The organism is Mycobacterium sp. OTB74, assembly GCF_029892685.1.
GTDB lineage: Bacteria > Actinomycetota > Actinomycetes > Mycobacteriales > Mycobacteriaceae > Mycobacterium.
The window spans coordinates 47,828-70,087 of the sequence record NZ_JARXVD010000001.1; the positions used below are offsets into that span (position 1 = coordinate 47,828).

Consider the following 22,260-nt stretch of genomic DNA (forward strand, 5'->3'; position numbering starts at 1 on the left):
TTTGCCTCCCTTTAGGACGCCGTCGGAATGCGACATCGGCACGGAAGCGATGTTAGCGCTGGGGGCTGTCCGCCAACTGTCCGACAAACGGTGGATCCGCGACGGCTAGGTCGGTCCCCGGCCGGTCTACGCGGCGGTCGGGGTGGATCTGGCCGGGCAACGTGACTTGCTGGGCATGTGGGTCGGTGTAGGCGATGGCGAATCGGCCAAGTACGGGCTGGCCGTGCCGACCGAGCTACGCAACCGCGGAGTGGCCGACATCTTCTTTCTGGTCGACGACGGCCTCAAAGGCCTGCTGGCCTCGGTGGCCGCGGTGTTCCCCGACACCGTGGTGCAGACCTGCATCATCCGCGACGCGATCGCCTGGGCGCTCAAGCCGATCTAGACCACGGTCAACGCCACTGCAGCCGGCGAAGCGCTGGAAACCAGCACTGAGCACCTTCGCGGTCACCTTCGCCGACCTCATGCCGGGCAGCGAAACCACCTAAACCGAAGATGCCGCTTGTACGGTCAATCTGACGGACCCGGGTCCCGGGCTGGGCGGACGTCCTGCGTCAAACTGCGTCCCCTGACTAGAGTGGCGAGGTGTCTTTCTTGGTGCGGGATCATTTTCGTTGCGCTGGGTGCCACTCATGAAGTGTCCGCCGGTATTGCGGCGGCTGGGCACTAGGCGGTCGGTCGCTGCGCCTCCTCCCGAGTGGAAGGACCGTGGGGACTGCGCCGAACGCGGCAGGTTTGTCGGCTCCGCAGAGCATGCCGACGTTGCCACCGTCGTGGTTACCTACAACAGCGCACGGGACATTCCACTGTTGATCGACAGTCTTCGAGTCGCGGCACATGATCGCTCGATTCGGCTCGTCGTTGTGGACAATCAGTCGTCGGATGAGACCGTCTCCTTTCTTCGAGGGCAAGATGACGTCATCTTGGTCGAGTCTGGTGCAAACATCGGCTATGCCGGCGGGATCAATGTTGGGTTGCGAAACATCGGATCGTGCGAGCACGTGTTGTTCCTCAACCCTGATCTCGAGCTGGCTGCGGATACGGTTGCTCGATTGGTCGCGATCGCTGACGAACCCCGGCTCGGGGCTGTTGTCCCGCTGGTACTTGACGGTGATGGCGCGATTTATCCCTCCCTGGGTCGAGAGCCATCCCTGCTCAGGGGTCTGGGCGACGCGGTCTTCGGCGGTAATATTTGCGCTTTACTGGGCCTTCCCGCCGAGATCGATTACCGCAAAAAGAGTTATCTACACTCTCACGACGTGGATTGGGCGACAGGGGCCGCATTGCTGGTTCCTGCTGCGGTCGCCCGGCAGGTGGGGAACTGGAATGAAGCCTTTTACCTGTACTCGGAAGAAGTCGACTACTTCCGCCAGATTCGGACGAGTGGACGGCGAATTCGTTTCGAGCCTTCAGCGGTTGTGAAGCACCGCGCGGGTGGATCGGGAAGATCGCCTGACCTCGCCGCATTGCAGGCCGTCAGCAGGATTCGCTACATCGAGACCTATCATGGATCGGCATACTCGCGAGTATTTCGTGCTGTGGTAGCGCTCCGGCATGCGCTGCGTTCCTATGATCCAGTCCACCGCCACATCCTGTGTTTCGTGCTTAGACGCAAACGATGGCGGGAGCTGCCGCATCATCCACACAATGAACGGCTTCCCTGCTAGTTGCTGCGGGTCATGGAGTTGTAGATGTCGGCCTGGGCTGGGGGTGTTGAGGGGACGGGTTCTTCAGCGCCGGGATGAGAAAGCGCCGATCCCCGCGTCCATGCAAGCTGAAGGAACTGGTACGTGACCGACGGTAATGAGACACCGGTCCCGTCCGGTGGCGAAGGGCTCCCAGGCCAGCCGCGCAGTGCTCTATGTGTGTTGCCGTATGCTGGCCGGGCCGCTCGGTTCGCTACGGTGGTGGTTGTAATCAGGGCCTGGGTCTGTGGCCAGAACGTGGGCGATCCTCGCTGTCGTGCTGGGCGAGTGCTTTCTACGCCCAGCAAAGTCAGCTGTTCGGCATTTTGAAGGGATATCGGAGGTTGCGGACTCAACCCATGATTGCCGCCCGGACGCTTCAAAGCCGTTCGGTTGGTTATGGCGTATACATGGCCTTGCTGCAGGAATCTGGAGGCGTCAGGCGCGCGATTGACAACCCGCGTGCTCGCCCCACGGCGGATCCGGATCAATGATCCCGAGATTCGGGGCCCGCAATGGAACCCATTGCCGCGGCCTGAGGAAAACTGCAACACGCCAATTATTCGCTCATGGAGGAAACGGGTGACGTGGACCTATTTGACGTAGTCAGGGCTTGTTTCCGGCGGTGGTATGCAGTGCTACCACTTTTGCTCGTCACGGCTTGGTACGCACACAGCGTATACAGCGCTGTGGTGCCTCTGTATTACACGAGCGCTGTGGTCGGTCTCGCCCCGCCTTCACAGGTGAAATACGAACCATCCGGTGCACAAGTAGCCAGAAACGGACTGGTCGACGCGGGTGGTGCATCCTTCCTCGCTAACATGGCGGTACTTCAGTTGCGGGATCCGGCGGTGGTTAACGCGGTCGTTGCGGCCGGGGGCCGACCGGGGTACGGGGCAAAGATGTTTCCAGTCCCTGCCACTGCGGCGCAGTTACCGCTGATAATGATCGACGATGGGGAATATGAGGCAGCCGCCGCCACAAAGACCGTTCTGCTTGCGGGCGCACAAGCGGACCCTGTTCTGCACGCCATTCAGCAACAAGCGGGCGTGCCCGAGGACCAAATGGTGCGTGCATTCATGGTCTCTGCGCCGAGCGCACCTATCGAGGCGGTTCCTAGCCGTACCCGATCGACCATAGTGATCATCGCGGCGGGCGCTGTGGCGGCCATCTTGGTCGGAGTGATTCTCGATGTGATCTTGATGCGCCGAAAAGCAAGGAGACAGGATCGCAAGTCGGGGGTGCAAGATCGCAAGTCGGAGGTGCAAGCTCTCGATACGGTGAAATCCGTTGATGACACGGCAAATTTAATTGGCACACAGCAATCATCGGACGACGCCGGTAAGGTGGACAGTTAATCGTGGTGATCCGGCCGACTGCCGTTACGCCGCAACATAGTCCCGACTTGGGTGGACCTCTATTGCCGGACGTGCGGGAAAAGACGCCGTTTTTGCTCGTATTCCTCTGCCTCCTGGTCTCAATTTTACCTTCATATTCTGTCTTGCCGGGGCCTCTCAAAAGCAACGGCTCGCCTGCAAAGATGATCGCAGTTACGCTGTTTGTGCTAACGGTTCTTGGCTTCATCTTGATTAGGCGTAACACGCCAGTGCGGACAGTCTGTCCAGGTGTTCTGATCATTCTGGCCTATGCGGTGGTCGTATTGACGATTTATGGGATATCGCTCTCGCACTACGGGGATGAGGCCACGAACGCGGTGAGGACACGCGCCTTTATCTTTTTGCTGGCGAACGGAGGCGTCGCGCTTTATGCCATGAAACGCGTCATAAACTATGAACAGCGGTTCAAGCTGCTCGGTTGGCTCGCAGTAGGTCTGACCTTCAACTGTCTGGTGGGACTTTTACAGAATCTGACTCCCATCGACCTTCATCTGCTTTTTCAACCACCCGGGTTCGTTGTGAACAAATTATCTGAAGGTCTCGCGCAAACTCCAGGACTCGATGAACGCTTCGGCGCCAAGCGGGCTTTCGGCACGTCGGCACATGCCATCGAATTCTCGGTACTCTCTAGCGTTTCGGTGCTTTTGAATGTCTACTTTCTACGCGCCGCAAAAAGTCGAAACTTCCGATTGCTCGCTGCCACTGGGCTCTTGGTCGCCTTGCTGGCGGTGCCGGCGGGGGTGTCGAGAAGCGGCGTCATCGCCCTCGCCGCGGGTTTCTTTTTCTACATGTGGAATCTTAGCCTGGGCGGACTGAGTGTTGCCTTCGGGTTGGCTGGCCTCGCCATTGTCGCGGAAGGGTTATTCAGCGGGAATTTTGATGCACTGTGGCAATCAATCAGTGGAGCATCGGACGACTCAAGCGTGCAGGTACGTCTGAATGATTATGCAGTGGTAACAAACGTCTTTCACACTCAACCCGTATTTGGAGCAGGCATGGGTGTGACGCCACCGGGTGGGCGTGGGATATTCGATAACCAATGGTTGACCACGTTTGTTGAGGGCGGCCTTGTGGATGTTGCCGGACTTATTCTATTGGTCGTCGGTGGGCTTTTCGGCATCGCTGCTGCATTGCGGCGTGCACGCACGGCGGCTGAGCGGGATCAGGCCTACCTGCTGGGAGCGATATTCATCGCGATCTTCGCAACCAGTGTGACCTTTGACCTTTTTGCATTCGCACAGGCAACCTTTGTGTTTTTCCTGGCTTACGGCTTGTTATGGTCCACGGTAAGCATCCCGATCCCGGAACCTCGATATAGTGGCTGACGGCTATCGTGGGGACGACGAAGCTCAGTTGGGCTTCGACGGACTCGCGTAGTTGGGGCCGGGTCTTATAGGTCTTGCCCAGAACTGCTCCCGGGATCTGGACCACCACTGAGACTGAAGCGACCCGCGGCCTTCCCAGGCCAACCTGGCAGGTTTGGTCGGTCGATCACGTTCGGGCTGGCGAGCTCCAACGCGCGTGTGTCGGCCTCGACCATGATCTTCACCAGTTCAGGTAGCCGCACCTCAGGTTTCCAGCCGAATCGTGAGTTCGCCTTGGATGCATCACCGAGCAACGCGTCTACCTCGGCGGGTCGGAGATATCGCTCATCGAATCGAACGTGCTTCTCCCAGTCGAGTCCAACATGGTCGAACGCCTGCGCGAGGAAGTCGCGCACCGAGCTACCGATGCCGGTGGCCAGGACGAAGTCCTCCGGGGTATCGAGTTGGAGTATTTCCCACATGCCCTGCACGTATTCGGGGGCATAGCCCCAGTCCCGGACGGCATCGATGTTGCCCATCCATAGTGTCTCGTCCAGACCGGCGTGTATTCGAGCAACCGCTCGGGTGATCTTGCGGGTGACGAACGTTTCACCCCGGCGGGGTGACTCATGGTTGAACAAGATTCCGTTGACGGCGAAGAGGCCATATGCCTCCCGGTAGCTTCGAGTTGCCCAATAGGCGAAGAGCTTGGAAGTGCCATACGGAGAAGTGGGATGAAATGGCGTGTGTTCGTTCTGCGGTGGCGGTGAGGAACCGAACATCTCGGAACTCGATGCCTGATAGAACCGTGTCTCCAGGCCGAGTTGCCGAATCGCTTCCAGCAGCCGGATTGTTCCCAAACCTGTTGTTTCGCAAGTGTACTCGGGCTCGTCGAAGCTAACACGCACATGGGATTGGGCCGCCAGGTGATAGATCTCGTCCGGGTGGATCTCAGCGAGCAGAGCGGACAACCGGGGTCCGTCCAGGAGATCGCCGTAGTGCAGGAACAACCTGGCGCCCGGTTCGTGCGGATCGACGTAGAGGTGGTCGATGCGGCGGGTGGTGAAAGTGGACGCACGACGTATGACGCCGTGCACTTCGTAGCCCTTGTTCAGCAAGAACTCGGCCAGATACGAACCGTCCTGACCGGTGATTCCGGTGATCAAGGCACGCTTGGTCATCAGCCGTGCCTGTTCCGCGCGGCACGCATGGCGTCGAGGTCGACGACCCACTGCTCATAACGGTCCAACGCGACCCCTTGCGACAACATGTTTGAACAATAATGCAGGCCGGCCGCGCCGAGTTGTTCGCTGAGCTTCCGGTCTGAGCCGAGTCGGATGGCTTCGCTCAAGAGCAGGTCTGGACGATCGGCAGGTACACAAACGCCTGCTCCGGAGGCGGCGAGTTCGGAAGCTGTGAACCCGGTCGCGTCGGTCGCGGCAAGGATTGGCCTGCCGGAGGTGAAGTACGAAGTCAGCTTGCTGGGCACTGACATCCGGGCGACCCCTTGACGTTCGTTGACCAGCAGCACATCCGCAGCGCCGAGCGCGGCCGGGAACTCCTTCTCGGCGACCGGGGGCAGGAATTCGATGGTGGGCAGGTCAGCGGCGGCGTCTTCGAGGTCGGCCCGCTGATTGCCGTCCCCGAGCAGGACGAAGCGCACTCGGCTGTTCTGTTGATGAGCCAACCTGGCGGCCGCCACGACATTCTCCAAGCCCTGCTTATAGCCCATGTTTCCGGCGTGCAGAACGATCAGTTCGTCGGGAGCCCAGCCGCGTTCGTCGCGGAATTCCGCGCTGGCCGAAGGGTCTGGCGAGCCGATATGCGTCCAGTTCGGGATCGCCCGAATTCGCTGACTGTCGACACTGAGGTGTGCGGCCAAATCCTCGGCGAACCCGGTGTGAATCACCGAAACCCCATCAGACAGCTGCAGCGCGACCGATTCCAGTTTCGCGATGGTACGGGCTGAGCAGCCCGAGGCGACTGCGGTCTCCGCGAGTCCGCGACTGTAGATGTCCTGTACCAACACACCCAGTGCGGGCCGGCGCCACGTCATCCGGGTTCGCACAGCCGCCATTGCGGTCGCCAGAAGGGCCGGGCTCACGCAGATGACGACGTCGGGACGGCCCCATTTGGAGACGAGCAGCTGCAAGCCGAACGTCATTTCCATCATGGCTCGGCCCATCCAAGAGAGCTTCGACGGGACCGGGTGCCGCAACCGGTGAACGTGAACGCCGTCTATGACTTCTTCCGATCGGAAATGTCGAACCCCGCTGTCGTGGCGCCAATACGGGTAGTGCGGGTAGCCGGTCAGCACCGTTACCTCATGACCGCGCTGCGCCAAACCTGCCGCCATACCGGCCGTGTAGGGGGCGATCCCTGTTGGCTCGGGTGCGTAGTTGATGCCCAAGATCACAACTTTGACGGCTCGGCGGGACGCGGGGTCGAGCCGAGCTTGGTTCTCTCGTACATCGACCGACGTTTGCCGACACGATCTGGAGGCGTTTGCCATCCGCGCGGTGCGGGGGACCTTCAACTATGCTCCGAACAGACTTCCTGGCGACAACGGATTATGGCCAGAGTTTACCTTGGGCATCGGGAATTCTGTTTGCGGAGCCGCCGACAGCTACGTCAGCCCACTTCACGAGCAGGCGCATGCACCCCGCCGTATCAAGAAGTCTTCGACACCCGCGGTTCGGACGAAGCGCCCATCTGCCGCTTGGCGCGTCGGCGCCGGAACAGCGGGGTGACATTGCTGTCGGGGGTGTCGACGATGTGGCGAGTCTCGAATTCGTCCTCGAGGGCTTCGGCGAAGCCGCTGCTGGTCAGAGTCGATTCCAGCAGAGCGTCGGTGTCGCGGTTGATCTCGTCGGGGAACACCCAGCGCCGGAATGCCCAGAATCGGAACGCCATCTGTAGCAGGTTGCCGATGATGTAGGCGGACATGAAGTCCGCGATGTTCTCGACCGTCAGCGAGACGTTGGGCACCCGCAGACCCAGCATGTAGCTGGACACCCACAGCGGTGCCATGGACAGCAACACGCCGACACCGCTCACCCCGAAGAACAGCAGGGCTTCGTGGTGACGCTCGCGGCCGCCTCGGTCTCGGAAGCTCCATTCCCGGTTGAGGATGTACGACGCGATCACCGCGACAATGCCGGCGATGACCTTGGCCGTGACCGGCTTGGGCTCCAGGATGGTCAGCTTGAGGGTATAGAAAATCGCCGAGTCGATGATGAAGGTCGTCGCACCGACGATGGCAAACTTGATCAGCTCGTGATGCCGTTCGGCAAACGGGCGGATCGGCCTCGGTAGGTGGGCGATGGTGGCATCGGCAAAGGACACGGCTATTCAGTGTACGCAAGGCACCCGGGGTCGGCCTTGACCGCGATGCTTGCCGCACGTCGTGACACCATGGTCGACGTGCAGTCCGTCCCCAAAAGAGGTTCAACGCCCGTCGTCGCCATGGTTGGCGGTGGGCAGTTGGCCAGGATGACCCATCAGGCCGCTATCGCGCTCGGGCAGACCTTGCGTGTCCTCGCTGTGGACCCTGGCGATCCAGCGGCACAGGTCAGCCCCGACGTCGTGCTGGGCTCGCACACTGACTACGACGCGCTGCGGCGGGTCGCGACCGGCGCCACAGTGCTGACCTTCGACCATGAACACGTGCCCACCGAGTTCCTGGAGAAGCTGGTGGCAGGTGGGGTCGCGGTGGCTCCTCCGCCTGAGGCGCTGATGCACGCCCAGGACAAGCTGACGATGCGGCGCAAGCTCGCCGAACTGGGTGTCCGGGTGCCGCGGTTCCGCGAGATCACCTCGGCCGATGACGTCGACGAGTTCGGCGCCGAGGTGGGCGGGGCTGTGGTGATCAAGACCATCCGGGGCGGCTATGACGGGCGTGGAGTGGTGATCGCCGACTCGGTGGCCCAGGCTCGCCAGGCGGCTGCCGATTACCTGGCTGACGGCGTTCCGATCGTGGCTGAAGAACGCATCGCGATGCGGCGCGAGCTGGCCGCGTTGGTGGCCCGGTCGCCGTTCGGGCAGGGCGCGGCCTGGCCGGTGGTGGAAACGGTGCAGCGCGACGGGATCTGTGTCGAGGTCGTCGCACCCGCACCGGGGTTACCCGCGGATGTAACCGGTGCCGCCCAGCGCATGGGCCTGATGCTGGCCGAGAAGCTGGGCGTGGTCGGCGTGCTCGCGGTTGAGCTGTTCGAGACCGTCGATGGCGAGTTGGTGGTCAACGAGTTGGCCATGCGGCCGCACAATTCCGGCCACTGGACCATGGACGGCGCGGTGACCAGCCAATTCGAGCAGCATCTGCGGGCGGTGCTGGACTACCCACTGGGTGATACCGCTGCGATTGCCGCGGTCACGGTTATGGCGAACGTGCTCGGTGCGCCACAGGCCCCGACGATGAGTGTCGACGAGCGTTTGCACCACCTGTTCGCCCGGATGCCTGATGCCAAGGTTCACCTGTACGGCAAGGCGGAGCGGCCGGGGCGCAAGCTCGGCCATGTGAACGTGTTGGGCCGCGACGGTGAAGATGTCGCGAGCGTGCGGGAGCGGGCTACTCGCGCCGCGCACTGGCTGTCGCATGCGCAGTGGACCGACGGTTGGGACGAGCACAGCGGTGATGATCCGAGAAGCGCAGGGGAGTAGTAGATGACCGGAGGACCCAGGGTCGGGCTCATCATGGGCAGCGACAGTGACTGGTCGGTAATGGCCGCCGCCGCTGAGGCACTGGCCGAATTCGAGGTGCCATTCGAGGTCGGCGTGGTGTCCGCGCACCGCACCCCGGGCCGCATGCTCGACTATGCGCAGCGCGCCGCGGACCGCGGCATCGAGGTGATCATCGCGGGTGCGGGCGGCGCGGCACACCTGCCGGGCATGGTTGCGTCGGCAACCCCGCTGCCGGTGATCGGGGTCCCGGTGCCGTTGGCGCGCCTGGACGGAATGGATTCGCTGCTGTCCATCGTGCAGATGCCTGCTGGTGTTCCGGTGGCGACGGTGTCGATCGGTGGGGCGCGCAACGCCGGGTTGTTGGCGGTACGGATTCTCGGTGCCAGCGATACCCGGCTGCGTAAACTGATGGTCAAATTTCAGGCCGATCTAGAGGCGATGGTGCTGGAGAAGGACGAGGCCTTGAGGGCACGACTGCTGGGCGAGCAGTAACCATGGGCTACCCGGACAACGTGCTGGCGGCCGACGAGCGCGTGATCCTGCATCGTCATCCGCACTGGAAGCGCCTGCTCGGCGCGGTACTGGTGCTGTTGTCGGCCACGGCGGTGGCGGCGTTTGCCGCCGCATACGTCAACACGCTGGGTTGGGCGTCCAACGCCAAGACGGTCGTTTCGCTGGTGCTCCTGGCGATCTGGTTGGTGGTCGTCGGATGGCTTTCGATGTGGCCCTTCTTGAATTGGTGGACAACACATTTCGTCATCACCGACCGGCGGGTGATGTTCCGGCACGGCATCCTGTCGCGCAGCGGGATCGACATTCCGCTGGCCCGCATCAACAGTGTGGAATTCCGGCACAGCCTGTGGGACCGGTTGGTGCGGACCGGCACGTTGGTCATCGAGTCGGCAAGCCAGGACCCGCTGGAGTTCTATGACATCCCCAAGGTTGAGCAGGTGCACTCCCTGCTGTACCACGAGGTCTTCGACACCCTCGAACAGCCGAAACGATGAGTGATCGCGATCTCAGGGATTCCTTGCGTGGACGGGTTCCGCGTTAGGGTTACTGGCAAGTAGCTAAGGAGGCCAAGATGGCAGGGAATCCGTCGTTCGATCTTTTTCAGTTGCCCGAGGAGCACCAGGAGCTGCGGGCCGCGATCCGCGCACTGGCTGAGAAGGAGATCGCTCCATACGCCGCCGACGTCGATGAGAACGCCAGGTTTCCGCAGGAGGCCCTCGACGCGCTGAATGCTTCCGGCTTCAACGCCGTGCACGTGCCCGAGGAGTACGGCGGCCAGGGCGCCGATTCGGTGGCGGCGTGCATCGTCATCGAGGAAGTCGCTCGGGTCGATGTGTCGGCGTCGCTGATCCCGGCGGTCAACAAGCTGGGCACCATGGGCTTGATCCTCAAAGGATCCGAAGAGCTCAAGCAGAAGGTGCTCCCGGATCTGGTCGACGGCAAGCTGGCGTCGTACGCACTGTCCGAGCGCGAAGCCGGCAGTGACGCGGCCGCGATGCGCACCCGGGCCAAGGCCGACGGTGACGACTGGATCCTCAACGGCGCCAAGGCCTGGATCACCAATGGCGGCAAGTCGAGCTGGTACACCGTGATGGCGGTGACCGACGCCGACAAGGGCGCCAACGGTATCTCGGCGTTCGTGGTGCACATCGATGACGAGGGCTTCACCGTCGGACCCAAGGAACGCAAGCTCGGCATCAAGGGTTCACCGACCGTCGAGCTGTACTTCGAGAACTGCCGCATTCCGGGGGATCGGATCATCGGCGAGCCCGGCACCGGCTTCAAGACCGCGCTGGCGACGCTGGACCACACCCGCCCGACCATCGGCGCACAGGCCGTGGGTGTGGCGCAGGGCGCGCTGGACGCGGCAATCGCATACACCAAGGACCGCAAGCAGTTCGGTAAGTCGATCAGCACGTTCCAGGGTGTGGAGTTCATGCTCGCCGACATGGCGATGAAGGTCGAGGCGGCCCGGCTGATGGTGTACAGCGCCGCTGCGCGCGCCGAGCGTGGCGAGGGCAATCTGGGCTTTATCTCGGCGGCTTCGAAGTGTTTCGCCTCGGACGTGGCGATGGAGGTCACCACCGACGCTGTGCAGCTGTTCGGTGGGGCTGGATACACCGTTGACTTCCCGGTTGAGCGGATGATGCGCGACGCCAAGATCACCCAGATCTACGAAGGCACCAACCAGATTCAGCGCGTCGTGATGTCCCGCGCCCTGCTGCGCTGAGGTACCCGACGCAACCTGCGCCCAGCGGCCAGTTGGAACTCGCTTTTTCGAAAGCCGTGGACCAACTGGCCGTTTCGGTATCTGGTCGGCGCTCGTGATTTAGCGGGTGCCACGCAGGTGCGTGACATCGCCGGCGGCGATAGCCGTGCGAGCTGAACCGTCATCGATGATCAACCGACCCATGGGGTCGATATCGACCGCGGTACCGAGCAATTCCCGGCCGCCCGGCAGCTCGGCCCGCACACGCGAGCCCAAGGTGTTACTGAGCGAACGGTAGGCGGCCAGTAAGTCCGGGTCGGCCCTGCCCGCGGTGCGCCACTGCGCCACCCGGTTGGCCAGGTATTGAAGAATGTTGGCGGCCAGGGCGTCTCGGTCGACCGCAGGCATACCGAGCATTGTCAGCGAGGTCGCGGTATCGACCGGTGCCTCGGCGGCGGTGAGCGAAACGTTCAGGCCCAGCCCGACGACAATCACCGGCTTCGGTGCGGCGACCTCGGCCAGGATGCCGGCCAGCTTGCCGGGCTGCTGATCGGTCGATCCTTCCCGGTTGACCTGAATATCATTGGGCCACTTGAGTTTGGCTTCAAGGCCGCACCGTTCTCGGACAGCTTCGGCGACGGCCACCCCGGTGAGCAGTGGCAGCCAGCCCCACGCGTCGGGGTCGACGCCGGTGGGGTCGACGCCCACCGACATCGCGATCTGTGACCGCGGCGGGGTGGTCCAACTACGGCCCTGCCGACCGCGTCCCGAACTCTGCTGCTCAGCCAACAACACAGCGCCGCTGATGTTCTCGCCGGCAGCTGCCCGCGCCAATAGATCGGCGTTGGTGGACCCGGTGGTCTCGACGACGTCGATCCGGGGCCATGCAGCCCCGGCCAGGCGGCGAATTGTGTCAGCGCTCAGCGGCGCGCGGCCCGGTTCAGACACGATCGGTCACCTTCTCGGTTTGGCGGCGGCGGTCCAGTTTCGTTTGATCGGGGTGGGCCACCTGCACCAGCGACGCGCCACCGGCGAACACCGCCAGCAGGTTGGTCACCAGCTCGTCGGCCGTGTCCCAGGTCGCGGTGGACAGCAACCGGGTGTCCGAGGTGTAACCCTTTGCGGTGGCGGTGCTTTGTGCCGCGGCCAGAACTTCGGCGACAGTCTGGCCATCCAGTGCCGGTCCAGGTGAGCGCTCGCCGATGATCTGGTCGCCGTGCACGCGGACCGATGTCGCGTAGTCGGTCAGCCCAAGGGGGAGGTCGGGCACCGGCTTGCCGAATGCGTCAAGGGACAGCACGACGACCTCGTCGGCGGCCGCCTCGGCCTGTTCGAGACGGTCCGCACTGCACATGGCGATATCGCAATCGCCTTGTCCTAGAACATCTTCAGATCCCAGAACCACTTCAGCGCCGATGTACCAGATGCCGAAGATGACGCCCGCGGTCTGCCAATGGGCGGGCAGCAGCACCGCGACCCGACTACCCGGCCCGGCGCCCAATTCGTCACGCAGCAGGTTCGCGCTCTTGGCGGCCCAGTTGGCCAGCGTCACCGTCGACACCTCGATGCGCTCGCCGGTGGCGTCGTCGTAGTAGGTGATGCGTGGCCCCGCTGGATCGTCGCGCAGCAGTGGGTCGAGCAGGGCGGTAGAGAGATTGGTCATGTCAGTCCACGCATTTCGGGTCGGTGGAGCCAGCCGTGATGACTGGTGACTGGGCCGGCCGCGCCTCGGTTGATGTACTGGAATCGCTTGTAGTGGAGGACGATTGGGTGGTATTAACCAGGCGGTCGGTGCCGAGTCCGGAGCCCGGGCCGGAGTAGTCGTGGGCCAGTACCACGCGCACGGATCCGGACGGGACCGCGGTGTTCGAGACGATCGGCAGGTTACCCAATTCCTTGGCCACAGCCTGTGCGCCGAGGTCGTCGGACTTGGCTGCCTGGATCTGGCTGCTGGTCACATGGTCGGTCTCGCTGTTGGCGATTTTGCCTGTGGCGAAACCTTTTTCGGTGAGGGTCTCGGACACCGCCGCGGCTAGACCGTTGACATCGCTGTCGTTGACCACGTCCACGGTGGTGTTGGCCGGGGCGTACGCCACTTTCTCGGTGTTGCCGTCCGCCTGGTCCTTGAGCAGCCCGGTGACCCACTGCTGCACCTGGTCGGGGTCGACGCGGACCACGCTCTGAGTACCGTCATCGCTCCAGCCGTCCTCGGCCAGAACCGGGACGGTGGCGAACGCAACATTACCGCCGGCCAGCTTCTGCAACTGCTGGATGAAATCCATGATGTCCCAGCCCTCGGACAACACGACCGAGCGTTGCACGGCCTGCCGCAAGCGGCTCAGTGTGGATGGGCTGGACAAGGTCTGGCCGGAGATGATGTCGTGCGCCAGCGACGCCATGAAGACCTGCTGGCGGGTCACTCGGTCCAGGTCGCCGCGCGGCAGATCATGGCGCTGCCGCACGAAGCTGAGCGCCTGCGGACCGTTGAGTTTCTGCCATCCCGCCGGGAAGTCAGCCCCCGAAAGCGGTTCGTTGACAGCGTCTTTCAGGCATACCTGAACCCCGCCAAGGGCGTCGGTGATCAGTGCGAAGCCGAGCAGCCCGACTTCGGCGTAGTGATCGACGGTGACGCCGGTGAGCTTGGCGACCGTCTTGATCAGGGCCTCGCGCCCGGCTTCGGTGGCGACCGGTTCGGCCTGTGTCGGGTCCTCGCCCTGCTGCTCGACGAGCTCCTTCATCTTCTCCAGCTTCACCTGGCCGAAGACGCCGTTGATCTTGGTCTTGCCCAGCCCGGGCGCAGACACGTACGAGTCGCGGGGAATGGAGATCGCGGTCGCCGACTTCCCGTTGTTGGGGATGCGTACGAGGATGATCGTGTCGGTGTTGGTCGACACGTCGTCGCCGGCTCGCAGTTTGGCAAGTTCGTCATTGGACAAGGGGTTGCCGTGGGCGTCGGTCCGGCTGTCCATGCCTACCAGCAGAATGTCGATGGCGCCGTCGTCCCCACCGCCGCCCAAAGCGGCGGTACTGATCCGGTGAATACCGCCTTCGAAGGACCGCAACGTGCTCCACGCCACACCCGTGCCGACGACTACGAGCAGCGTCATCGCAACGGCAATGACGTGGATCAGGCGGCTCGGCACCCAGCCAGGCTACTGGGGACCGATCCGTGGACCCGGTAGCACCGGTTCGGCGTGTGCCGGAACCGTGGCCGGTGCTGGGCATTCAACACCAGATGTTGCAGCAAGGCAGACTGGAGCATTGTGTCGCAGCGAATAGTGATTATGGGCGCTGGCGGATTGTTGGGGCAGACGCTGACCCGGCAGGCCCGCCGGCAAGGTCGGGACGTGCTCGCGCTGTCGTCGTCGCAGTGCGATATCACCGATCCGGCTGCCGTTCGTCGGCACATCGCGCCGGGCGAGATCGTGATCAATTGCGCCGCCTACACCAAGGTCGACGAGGCCGAGGCGGACAGCCCGCGGGCGTATGCGGTGAACGCCACGGGAGCCGGCAACATCGCCCGGTCCTGTGCGGCGGCGGGTGCGCATCTGGTGCATGTGTCGACCGACTATGTGTTCAGTGGCAAGCGGCGCGAGCCGTATGAGACCGACGAACCTACCGGTCCGGTCAATGCCTACGGGCGCAGCAAGCTGGCCGGCGAGACCGAGGTGCTGTCGGTGCTGCCGCAGGCCCGCGTGGTGCGGACCTCGTGGGTTTATGGCGGGGCCGTGGACGGAATCGATTTCGTCGCGGTGATGCGGCGTAAGGCCATGGCTTCCGTGGCTGCCGCGGTCGCCACCAAGACCGCTAGGTCCGCAGGGGCCGGTAAGGCTGTGGAGGTCGTCGAGGATCAGGTCGGTTCGCCCACCTACGTGGTCGACCTTGCCGAGGCGCTGCTCGACGTGGCCCGCGGTTCGACCACGGCGGCGCTGCTGCATGCCACCAACGACGGTGCGGTCAGTCGATTCGAGCTGGCCCGTGCGGTGTTCGAACTGATGGGTGCTGACCCGCAGCTGGTGCAGCCGGTCAGCAGTGACGCGATGGCACGGCCGGCGCCGCGGCCCGAGTTCTCGGCGTTGTCGGGGCGCCAGTCGGAGGCGGCCGGGTTGACGGCGCTCCGTCCGTGGCGGGAGGCCCTGGCCGCGGCGTTGGCGCCGGTGCCGTCCGTGATGCCGGCAGTGCCCGCACCGACGGGGCCGGCGGTGCCCGGATCGGAAGCCGCCGCCGGGACGCTAACCTCTACGCCGTGACTGAGCAGCAATCCGGGCCGGAACAGCACCGGCCGCTGCTCGTGGTGACGGTGACCTATTCACCGGGTCCGCACCTGGATCGATTCCTGGCGTCAATGGCGCACGCCACCGAGCGGCCGCTTCTGGTGGTGATGGCCGACAACGGGTCGACCGACGGCGCGCCCGAGGAGGCGCTCGAGCGTCATCCCGGGGTGCGACTGCTGCGCACCGGGTCCAACCTGGGCTACGGGACGGCGGTGAATCTCGCGGTAGCGACGTACCTGGATGGCCCGGACAGCGTGGTGGACCCCGAGTTCGTCGTGGTCGCCAACCCCGATGTGCAGTGGGGACCGCACAGCATCGATGAGCTGCTGGACGGCGCGGCGCGGTGGCCCGGTGCCGGTGCTCTGGGGCCGCTGATTCGTGATCCGGATGGTTCGGTCTACCCGTCGGCGCGGCACCAGCCGAGTCTGATCCGCGGCGGTATGCACGCGGTGATGGGGCCGGTGTGGAAGTCCAACCCGTGGACGGCGGCCTACCGGCAGGACCGGATTGAGCCCAGCGAGCGCCAGGTCGGCTGGCTGTCGGGGTCCTGCCTGTTGTTGCGCAGCGCTGCGTTCCGTCAGATCGGCGGCTTCGACGAGCGCTACTTCATGTATATGGAGGATGTCGATCTGGGAGACCGACTGGTCGAGGCCGGCTGGCAGAACGTCTATGTGCCGACCGCGGAGATCCTGCACCACAAAGGACACTCCACCGGCAGGGACCCGGCGCTCAACCTCGCGGCTCATCACCGCAGCACTTACACGTTTCTGGCCGATCGCCATGCGAGGTGGTGGCAGGCGCCGCTGCGGTGGACCATCAGGTCTGCGCTGCTGGCGCGCGAGCGCGCAGTGGTGGGCAGTTCGCGGCGCAGGCGCCGTCGAGACAACTAAGCTACCCGCGAGCACCGGCCCTGCTGCCGGAGCCGCACAGTGGAAAGAGGACGCGAGTTGAGCGATGACGTGGTGAATCCGGCGGAGATCGATGCCGTCATCCTGGTTGGCGGGCAGGGCACCCGGTTGCGTCCGCTAACGCTCTCGGCCCCCAAGCCAATGTTGCCGACCGCGGGTGTGCCGTTCCTTGAGCATCTGCTCGCCCGGATCGCGGCATCCGGAATGAAGCATGTGGTGCTGGGCACCTCGTACAAGGCCGACGTGTTCGAAGAACAATTCGGCGACGGCTCGAGTTACGGCCTGGAGATCGAGTACGTAGTCGAGGACGAACCCCGCGGTACCGGTGGCGGCATCGCCAACGTGGCGTCGCGGCTGCGTCACAAGACCTCGGTCGTCTTCAACGGCGACGTGCTCTCCGGGCTTGACCTGGGTGCCATGCTCGAAGCGCATTTCCAGAAGCAGGCTGATGTCACCCTGCACCTGGTACGCGTTGGTGACCCGCGTGCATTCGGTTGTGTGCCAACAGATTCCGACGGCCGCGTCACTGCTTTCCTGGAGAAGACCCAGGACCCGCCGACCGATCAGATCAACGCCGGGGCGTACGTGTTCCAGCGCGAAGTGATCGACCGGATCCCCACCGGGCGCGAGGTGTCGGTGGAACGCGAGGTCTTCCCCAAGCTGCTCTCCGAGGGGCTGAAGGTGTTCGGCTACGTCGATGCCACCTACTGGCGCGACATGGGCACGCCGGAGGACTTCGTCCGCGGCTCAGCGGATTTGGTGCGCGGCATCGCACCGTCGCCGGTACTTGACGGGCACCGCGGCGAGAGCCTGGTGCACGAAGGTGCCGCGGTGGCGCCGGGTGCGCTGCTGATCGGTGGCACCGTGGTCGGCCGCGGCGCCGAGATCGGCGCCGGGGCACGGTTGGACGGCGCGGTGATCTTCGACGGCGTCAAGATCGAAGCAGGTTCGGTGGTGGAGCGTTCGATCATCGGCTTCGGCGCGCGGGTCGGTCCGCGCGCCTTGATCCGGGACGGGGTGATCGGCGACGGGGCCAACATCGGCGCCCGCTGCGAGTTGCTCCGCGGTGCTCGGGTGTGGCCCGGAGTCACCATCCCGGACGGCGGCCTGCGCTTCTCGACGGACGTCTAATGCTTTGGAAGTAGGTCGGATTCGGCTGGCGCGTATTCGGCACCCCCGGTTAAATGCGCGGACGGAGTGGTCGAAGGAGGGTCCAGGGACTCAGCGGTTCCGAATTGTGGTGCCAGTAAGGGGGTGGGCAGGCCGTCCTCGCGGACAACTGTCGTGATCCGTAGCAAGGGATGATCTGACACCAATTCCTCGATTACGCCGCGTGGTGCGAACTGCGTCTCCTCGCACAAGACCTGTGCGGCATCACTGCCGCCCAAGTCATGAAGATTCCGTGCTTCGTTTACGAACCCGAGCGGGTCGGCGTTGAACGACTTGTGCGGGGGATAGCACGTACGAGTGTCTTTCACCTCTTGATGAGTGACTGCAATAACGTCGATGCCAAGCTGGACCAACCGTACGGCTCGGGTGTCGATATCGACCGCGGCTTCGCCGTGCACCGTTTGCCCGGCGAGCAGGAACGAACCCATATCCGATGTCGCAATCGAGGCGGCGTAAATCAGCTTTGCATCGACTGGCTTTGCGGGAGTCTCGCGGTAGTCGCGGAATTGATTTTCAAGTGGACCGAGGTATTCGGCAACAAATTCCGGTGTGGGGGGCTCTGGAGTCGTCCCGTTGGGGTACTCGACGACCCGCACTAGTCCTGCCGGAAGTTCCACATCGGCTGAACCGTAGTTGTGGAGCGTGTACTTCGCCTTGAGATGGACGATTGGACCTGAGTAGCCCGCCGGCGATAATTCGGCCTCTAAATCGACACCCGGGCGCGAACTCTCGGGCAGGTAGTAGTGCTGGATCCAGAACTGCACCAGACCTAGAGCGGGGAAAAGGGCAGCGATTACCACGGCGCCCCTTTTGATGGCGCCCTCAGCGTGACGACTCAAGAAGATCACCCAGAACAGCGCAATACCGCCCAGCGACAATGCGACTCCAGTGATTCCCCAATATTGATGGACCGGGCTGTGGACGTCGACCAGCCACACGTAGACCGCCAGACATGCGACGAATATCTGGCTGACCATAGTGGTGAGCACGGCGTTGGGTGAATTTCTGATAATCAAGCCGATCGAGAGCCAGCAGGCGATGGCGATGACCAATAGCAACGCCGATCCGAACAAGCCCCACCCGGTTCCGACCAGCTTCGCGTCCCACGCGGTAAGCCAGCTGACGATTACCGCGTCGACCGCCACACAAGACACCAGCAGAATGCGGGTGCGCGTGCTCAGGTCACCGATCGTGAAGGCGGATGCGGGCTCCGCCTCGGGAACCGAATCATCGGTGCCGGCGGGGGAGCCTTCGGGCGGCGCCCCGATCATGTTCTTCATCCGCACTCCTCACCGAGGTTTTCACCGATGACGGCACGGTATGACTCGCAGGCGCGGTCAGTCGCGAGTAGTGGACTACCTCAATCAGCACTTGCGCTGCTGCGCGCGTGCCGTACCAATGCGGTCAGCCCGGCATCGTCGTCCGGAATACCGTCGAGGGGCCACCAACGCAGGTCTATTGACTCGTCAGTGCAATGGATTTCGGCATGCGCCGGCGCGAATGCCAGGTATTGCATGTCCAGGTGTCGGGTAGGCACACCAAGGGAACAGGTCAGCGCGTGCACGTGCAGCGCCGCGGGCATCTCGGTGATGGTCAGCCCGTCGATGCCGGATTCCTCGCTGGCTTCGCGCAGCGCGGCGGCCCGGATGTCGGGATCGATGTCCTCGCAGTGACCGCCGAGTTGGACCCAGCGGCCCAATCGAGGATGCAGGGTGAGCAGGGCCTGGGTGCGGGTGTGGTCCAGCACCAGCGCCGAGGCGGTGATGTGTCCGGGTTCGCAGGCCCGCCGGCAGGCATCGGGTCGGGCCGCGGCGAAGGCAGTCAGGGCGTGCCGCAGGCTGTCTTGCTCCGGATCCGGGGCCTGCCAGTCGCGCAGGGTATTCAGCACCGAGGCGTGCAGGGAGTCGATCATCGGCGGATCAGCAGATCGTCGGTGGGCACCGGCTCCCGGGGACGGGCCGGCTCATCGGTCTCTGGCAGGTGCCCGATGGCGATGGCGCCCAACGGTTCCCAGTCTGCGGGTAGGTCGAGCTCGCTGCGAACCAGGTCAGCGGCGAAGATCGTCGAGCCGATCCAGCAGCTGCCGATGTCGCGAGCTGCCAATGCGACCAGCAGCGCCTGCACCGCCGCACCCGCTGCGACGGTGAACATGGTGTGCTCCGCTGCGGTACGGGCGGCATCCGGATAGCCGTGGGCGCCGTCGGGAACCATGAAAGGGATGACGAGTTCGGGTGCGTCATAGAGGATTTGGCCGCGTTCTACGCGCCTGTCCACCGAGTCGGCAGGCCGGCCATCTCCGGCCAGGTCGGCCCGCCATTTGGCTTTCATGCTGTCCAGCAGGCGAATTCGGGTCTGCTGGTACTGCACCCAGACGAACCGCACCGGTCGGGTGTGGTGTGGTGCCGGCGCGGTGAGTGCCTCGCCGATTGCGGCCGCTATGACGGCCGGGTCCACCGGCTCGGCGCTGAACGAGCGCACCGAGCGCCGCATCAGCTGGGCCTGCCGACGCCCAAGCGCCAGGGCCTCCTCGGTGCCCAGCCAGAACAGGTCCTCTTGGCCCGCGCGCACCAGTGTCCGGCCGTTCGAGCCGTCGTCCTCCGGGTGCAGTCCACGGACCACCGCGGCCGGGATGCCCGTCAGCTTGCCCTTGACCAGGTCGGCGGCCGCCGCGATCTCGTCGGCCACGGCGACTTCGGTCACCAGCAGCTCATTGCCGTGGCTGTCCTGGGCGCCAGAGTATCCGTGCAGCACAGCCAGTCCGGCCGACCCGATGGCGGCGTCGATCTGTCCGTTGCGCCAGGCACGTCCCATGGTGTCGGTGATGACGACTGCGACGGTTACCCCGAGCAGCTCGCGGAGCCGGGCGCGCAGCCGGGCCGCGCTGCCGTCGGGGTCGACCGGCAACAGCGCCAATTCGGTTGTACTGACGTTGGATCCGTCGACGCCGGCGGCGGCTTGGATCAGCCCGATTTTGTTCTCGGTGATCAAGGTGCGACCCTTGCGCGCCAGCACTCGGACCGCTTCGGCATCGATCAGCTTGCGGCGCAGGGCGTCCCGCTCGTCGGGGTCGGTGGGTGCGGGGACGATGCGGCCCTCGGCCTTGGACAGCACCTTGCTGGTGAGCACCAGCACGTCGTCGTCACGCAGCCACGCGGCGGCCTGCGCGATGGCGGCCGCCACGTCGTCGCCGGGGCGGAATTCTGGAAGCCCTGGCACCGGCAGGATTTCGATGGCGGTAGCCGAACCGTGTTCGGTCGCCTCTGGGGTGCCGGAATCTGTCACAACGTGATCCCGGCCAGGTCCAGACCGGCTTGGACCATTGCGGCGGTGGTTTCCGGGTCGGTCATCAGAAGCGGTACGGCCCGTACGCTCACGCCTTCGATTTGGGCGTGGTCGCCCTCGTCGATCAGCCACCCGTCCAGGATGCCGGTGCCGCTGCGGGCACCGTAGTGCGCGCCGACGGCTTCGGATGTGCTGTCCACACCGATGACCTTCAGACAGTCATCGGCCATGCCGCGCAACGGTTTTCCCGCGACGATCGGGGAATACCCGATGACCGGCGCCGGGGTGGACCGCAGGGCACTGCGCACTCCTGGGACGGCCAGGATGGCTCCGATGCTGACCACCGGGTTGGACGGCGCCAGCAGCACGACGTCGGCTCCGCCGATGGCCTCTGCCACGCCGGGTGCGGTGGTGGCCTTGTCCGTTCCGATGAACGCGAAGCTGTGCGTTGGGATTTGCGCGCGGTAGCGCACCCACCATTCTTGGAAGTGGATGGCGCGGTTGTCAGCGGACTCGGGATCGGTTACCACGACATGGGTTTCGCTTCGGTCGTCGCTGACCGGCAACAGTCGGGCACCGGGCTGCCAGCGGTCGCAGAGCGCCTCGGTGATCTGGGACAGCGGGTAGCCGGCCCGCAGCATCTGGCTGCGGACAAGGTGGGTCGCGAGATCGCGATCGCCCAGCCCGAACCAGTCCGGTTGGACGCCGTAGGCGGCGAGTTCTTCCTTGGCGTTCCACGTTTCGTTGCGGTGGCCCCAGCCTCGCTCGGGGTCGATGCCGCCGCCCAGGGTGTACATGCAGGTGTCCAGATCGGGGCAGATGCGGACGCCGTACATCCAGGCGTCATCGCCCACATTTACGATCGCGGTGAGCTCATGGGTCGCGGGCTCCGAGTCGGCTCCAGCGAACTCGGCCGCGAATTGGCCCAGCCCCAACAGGTTCTGGACGCCGAGCAGAAAGCGGGCGCCGCCGACTCCGCCGACCAGAACCGTCACCTTCACAACGTTTGACCCTAGGCGATCGGCGATCGGCTGTGTGCCGGACCCTGGTGGGTTCGCGATGAGGGCCCGCTGCTATGGCGGTGATCGCGTCTGGCTCGAGGCGGACGGCTGTGACGACGGCCACGGCCCGCCTGAGCTGCGCAGGCGCTACAATCGGAGCTCATCTCAAGGATTGCGCGCATGTGCGATTTTCGTGTTCTTGTGGTAGTTGGCAAGTCTCAGTATTCACTTGCGTCACAGGGGTACCGGGGGCCTCGAATTCGAACATTGTTATGCGCCAGCGTGTGATTCGTCACGTTTGCGACACGCCGTGGTTACGACGCGCCGAAATCAGGTCA

General features: G+C 64.2%; 20 protein-coding genes and 1 pseudogene. 11 read left to right on the plus strand and 10 right to left on the minus strand.

Annotation, left to right across the window (positions count from 1 at the left end):
* Nucleotides 1-94: 94 nt before the first annotated feature.
* The 4 genes and pseudogenes from M2432_RS00240 to M2432_RS00255 form a co-directional block, all read left to right on the plus strand.
* A pseudogene (locus M2432_RS00240) lies at nt 95-382 on the plus strand (transposase); the annotation flags it as partial.
* A gap of 391 nt (nt 383-773) precedes the next feature.
* On the plus strand, nt 774-1,667 hold the full coding sequence (locus M2432_RS00245) for a glycosyltransferase family 2 protein (RefSeq protein ID WP_280824738.1): 894 nt from the start codon (nt 774-776) through the stop codon (nt 1,665-1,667).
* A gap of 761 nt (nt 1,668-2,428) precedes the next feature.
* The gene (locus M2432_RS00250) at nt 2,429-3,043 is read left to right on the plus strand and encodes a hypothetical protein (RefSeq protein ID WP_280824739.1); all 615 of its coding nucleotides are present in this window, start codon (nt 2,429-2,431) and stop codon (nt 3,041-3,043) included.
* A gap of 182 nt (nt 3,044-3,225) precedes the next feature.
* Nucleotides 3,226-4,407, plus strand: a complete 1,182-nt coding sequence (locus M2432_RS00255) for a polymerase (RefSeq protein WP_280824740.1) — start codon at nt 3,226-3,228, stop codon at nt 4,405-4,407.
* Between the two features lie 65 nt (nt 4,408-4,472).
* On the opposite strand, the gene gmd is transcribed toward M2432_RS00255, so the two are convergent.
* From gmd to M2432_RS00270, 3 genes are all read right to left on the minus strand, one after another.
* Entirely contained in the window at nt 4,473-5,567 is a 1,095-nt protein-coding gene (gmd, locus tag M2432_RS00260) for a GDP-mannose 4,6-dehydratase (RefSeq protein WP_280824741.1), read from the minus strand.
* Entirely contained in the window at nt 5,567-6,802 is a 1,236-nt protein-coding gene (locus M2432_RS00265; RefSeq protein ID WP_280824742.1) for a glycosyltransferase family 4 protein, read from the minus strand. The genes gmd and M2432_RS00265 overlap by 1 nt, the downstream gene beginning before the upstream one ends.
* 254 nt (nt 6,803-7,056) lie before the next feature.
* The gene (locus M2432_RS00270; RefSeq protein WP_280824743.1) at nt 7,057-7,731 is read right to left on the minus strand and encodes a GtrA family protein; all 675 of its coding nucleotides are present in this window, start codon (nt 7,729-7,731) and stop codon (nt 7,057-7,059) included.
* A gap of 69 nt (nt 7,732-7,800) precedes the next feature.
* On the opposite strand from M2432_RS00270, the gene M2432_RS00275 reads away from it, so the two are divergent.
* The 4 genes from M2432_RS00275 (at nt 7,801) to M2432_RS00290 (ending at nt 11,308) form a co-directional block, all read left to right on the plus strand.
* The gene (locus M2432_RS00275) at nt 7,801-9,045 is read left to right on the plus strand and encodes a 5-(carboxyamino)imidazole ribonucleotide synthase (protein WP_280825265.1); all 1,245 of its coding nucleotides are present in this window, start codon (nt 7,801-7,803) and stop codon (nt 9,043-9,045) included.
* Between the two features lie 3 nt (nt 9,046-9,048).
* Nucleotides 9,049-9,558, plus strand: coding sequence for a 5-(carboxyamino)imidazole ribonucleotide mutase (purE, locus tag M2432_RS00280; RefSeq protein WP_280824744.1), 510 nt, complete (start codon nt 9,049-9,051; stop codon nt 9,556-9,558).
* A 2-nt stretch (nt 9,559-9,560) separates the two neighbouring features.
* Nucleotides 9,561-10,073, plus strand: coding sequence for a PH domain-containing protein (locus tag M2432_RS00285; protein WP_280824745.1), 513 nt, complete (start codon nt 9,561-9,563; stop codon nt 10,071-10,073).
* 77 nt (nt 10,074-10,150) lie between these two features.
* Complete coding sequence (locus M2432_RS00290; RefSeq protein WP_280824746.1) at nt 10,151-11,308, plus strand: acyl-CoA dehydrogenase; 1,158 nt, start codon at nt 10,151-10,153, stop codon at nt 11,306-11,308.
* 99 nt (nt 11,309-11,407) lie between these two features.
* Here the strand turns inward: M2432_RS00290 and M2432_RS00295 are convergent, their stop codons facing one another.
* From M2432_RS00295 to M2432_RS00305, 3 genes are read right to left on the minus strand one after another with little or no spacing between them, the layout of a single operon-like run.
* The gene (locus M2432_RS00295) at nt 11,408-12,211 is read right to left on the minus strand and encodes a biotin--[acetyl-CoA-carboxylase] ligase (RefSeq protein WP_280825266.1); all 804 of its coding nucleotides are present in this window, start codon (nt 12,209-12,211) and stop codon (nt 11,408-11,410) included.
* Nucleotides 12,212-12,227: 16 nt separating this feature from the next.
* Nucleotides 12,228-12,950, minus strand: a complete 723-nt coding sequence (locus M2432_RS00300; protein ID WP_280824747.1) for a TIGR03089 family protein — start codon at nt 12,948-12,950, stop codon at nt 12,228-12,230.
* Nucleotide 12,951: 1 nt separating this feature from the next.
* A complete protein-coding gene (locus M2432_RS00305; protein ID WP_280824748.1) occupies nt 12,952-14,430 on the minus strand; it encodes an LCP family protein in 1,479 nt (492 codons plus the stop codon).
* Nucleotides 14,431-14,550: 120 nt separating this feature from the next.
* On the opposite strand from M2432_RS00305, the gene rfbD reads away from it, so the two are divergent.
* The 3 genes from rfbD to M2432_RS00320 all read left to right on the plus strand — a co-directional run bounded on the left by rfbD (nt 14,551) and on the right by M2432_RS00320 (nt 17,600).
* Entirely contained in the window at nt 14,551-15,537 is a 987-nt protein-coding gene (rfbD, locus tag M2432_RS00310) for a dTDP-4-dehydrorhamnose reductase (RefSeq protein WP_280824749.1), read from the plus strand.
* On the plus strand, nt 15,534-16,451 hold the full coding sequence (locus tag M2432_RS00315) for a glycosyltransferase family 2 protein (protein WP_280824750.1): 918 nt from the start codon (nt 15,534-15,536) through the stop codon (nt 16,449-16,451). Before rfbD ends, M2432_RS00315 begins: the two co-directional genes overlap by 4 nt.
* Nucleotides 16,452-16,523: 72 nt before the next feature.
* Nucleotides 16,524-17,600 carry an NDP-sugar synthase gene (locus tag M2432_RS00320; protein WP_280825267.1) on the plus strand — a complete coding sequence of 359 codons (1,077 nt, stop codon included), beginning with the start codon at nt 16,524-16,526 and terminating at the stop codon, nt 17,598-17,600.
* Here the strand turns inward: M2432_RS00320 and M2432_RS00325 are convergent.
* From M2432_RS00325 to cofD, 4 genes are all read right to left on the minus strand, one after another.
* Nucleotides 17,597-18,784 (minus strand): hypothetical protein, encoded by a 1,188-nt coding sequence (locus M2432_RS00325; RefSeq protein ID WP_280824751.1) that lies wholly within the window; start codon nt 18,782-18,784, stop codon nt 17,597-17,599. The genes M2432_RS00320 and M2432_RS00325 overlap by 4 nt on opposite strands.
* A 215-nt stretch (nt 18,785-18,999) precedes the next feature.
* Nucleotides 19,000-19,551 (minus strand): NUDIX domain-containing protein, encoded by a 552-nt coding sequence (locus M2432_RS00330; RefSeq protein ID WP_280824752.1) that lies wholly within the window; start codon nt 19,549-19,551, stop codon nt 19,000-19,002.
* Nucleotides 19,548-20,921, minus strand: a complete 1,374-nt coding sequence (locus tag M2432_RS00335) for a coenzyme F420-0:L-glutamate ligase (protein ID WP_280824753.1) — start codon at nt 20,919-20,921, stop codon at nt 19,548-19,550. Before M2432_RS00335 ends, M2432_RS00330 begins: the two co-directional genes overlap by 4 nt.
* Complete coding sequence (gene cofD / locus M2432_RS00340) at nt 20,918-21,922, minus strand: 2-phospho-L-lactate transferase (protein ID WP_280824754.1); 1,005 nt, start codon at nt 21,920-21,922, stop codon at nt 20,918-20,920. The genes M2432_RS00335 and cofD overlap by 4 nt, the downstream gene beginning before the upstream one ends.
* Nucleotides 21,923-22,260: the final 338 nt, after the last annotated feature.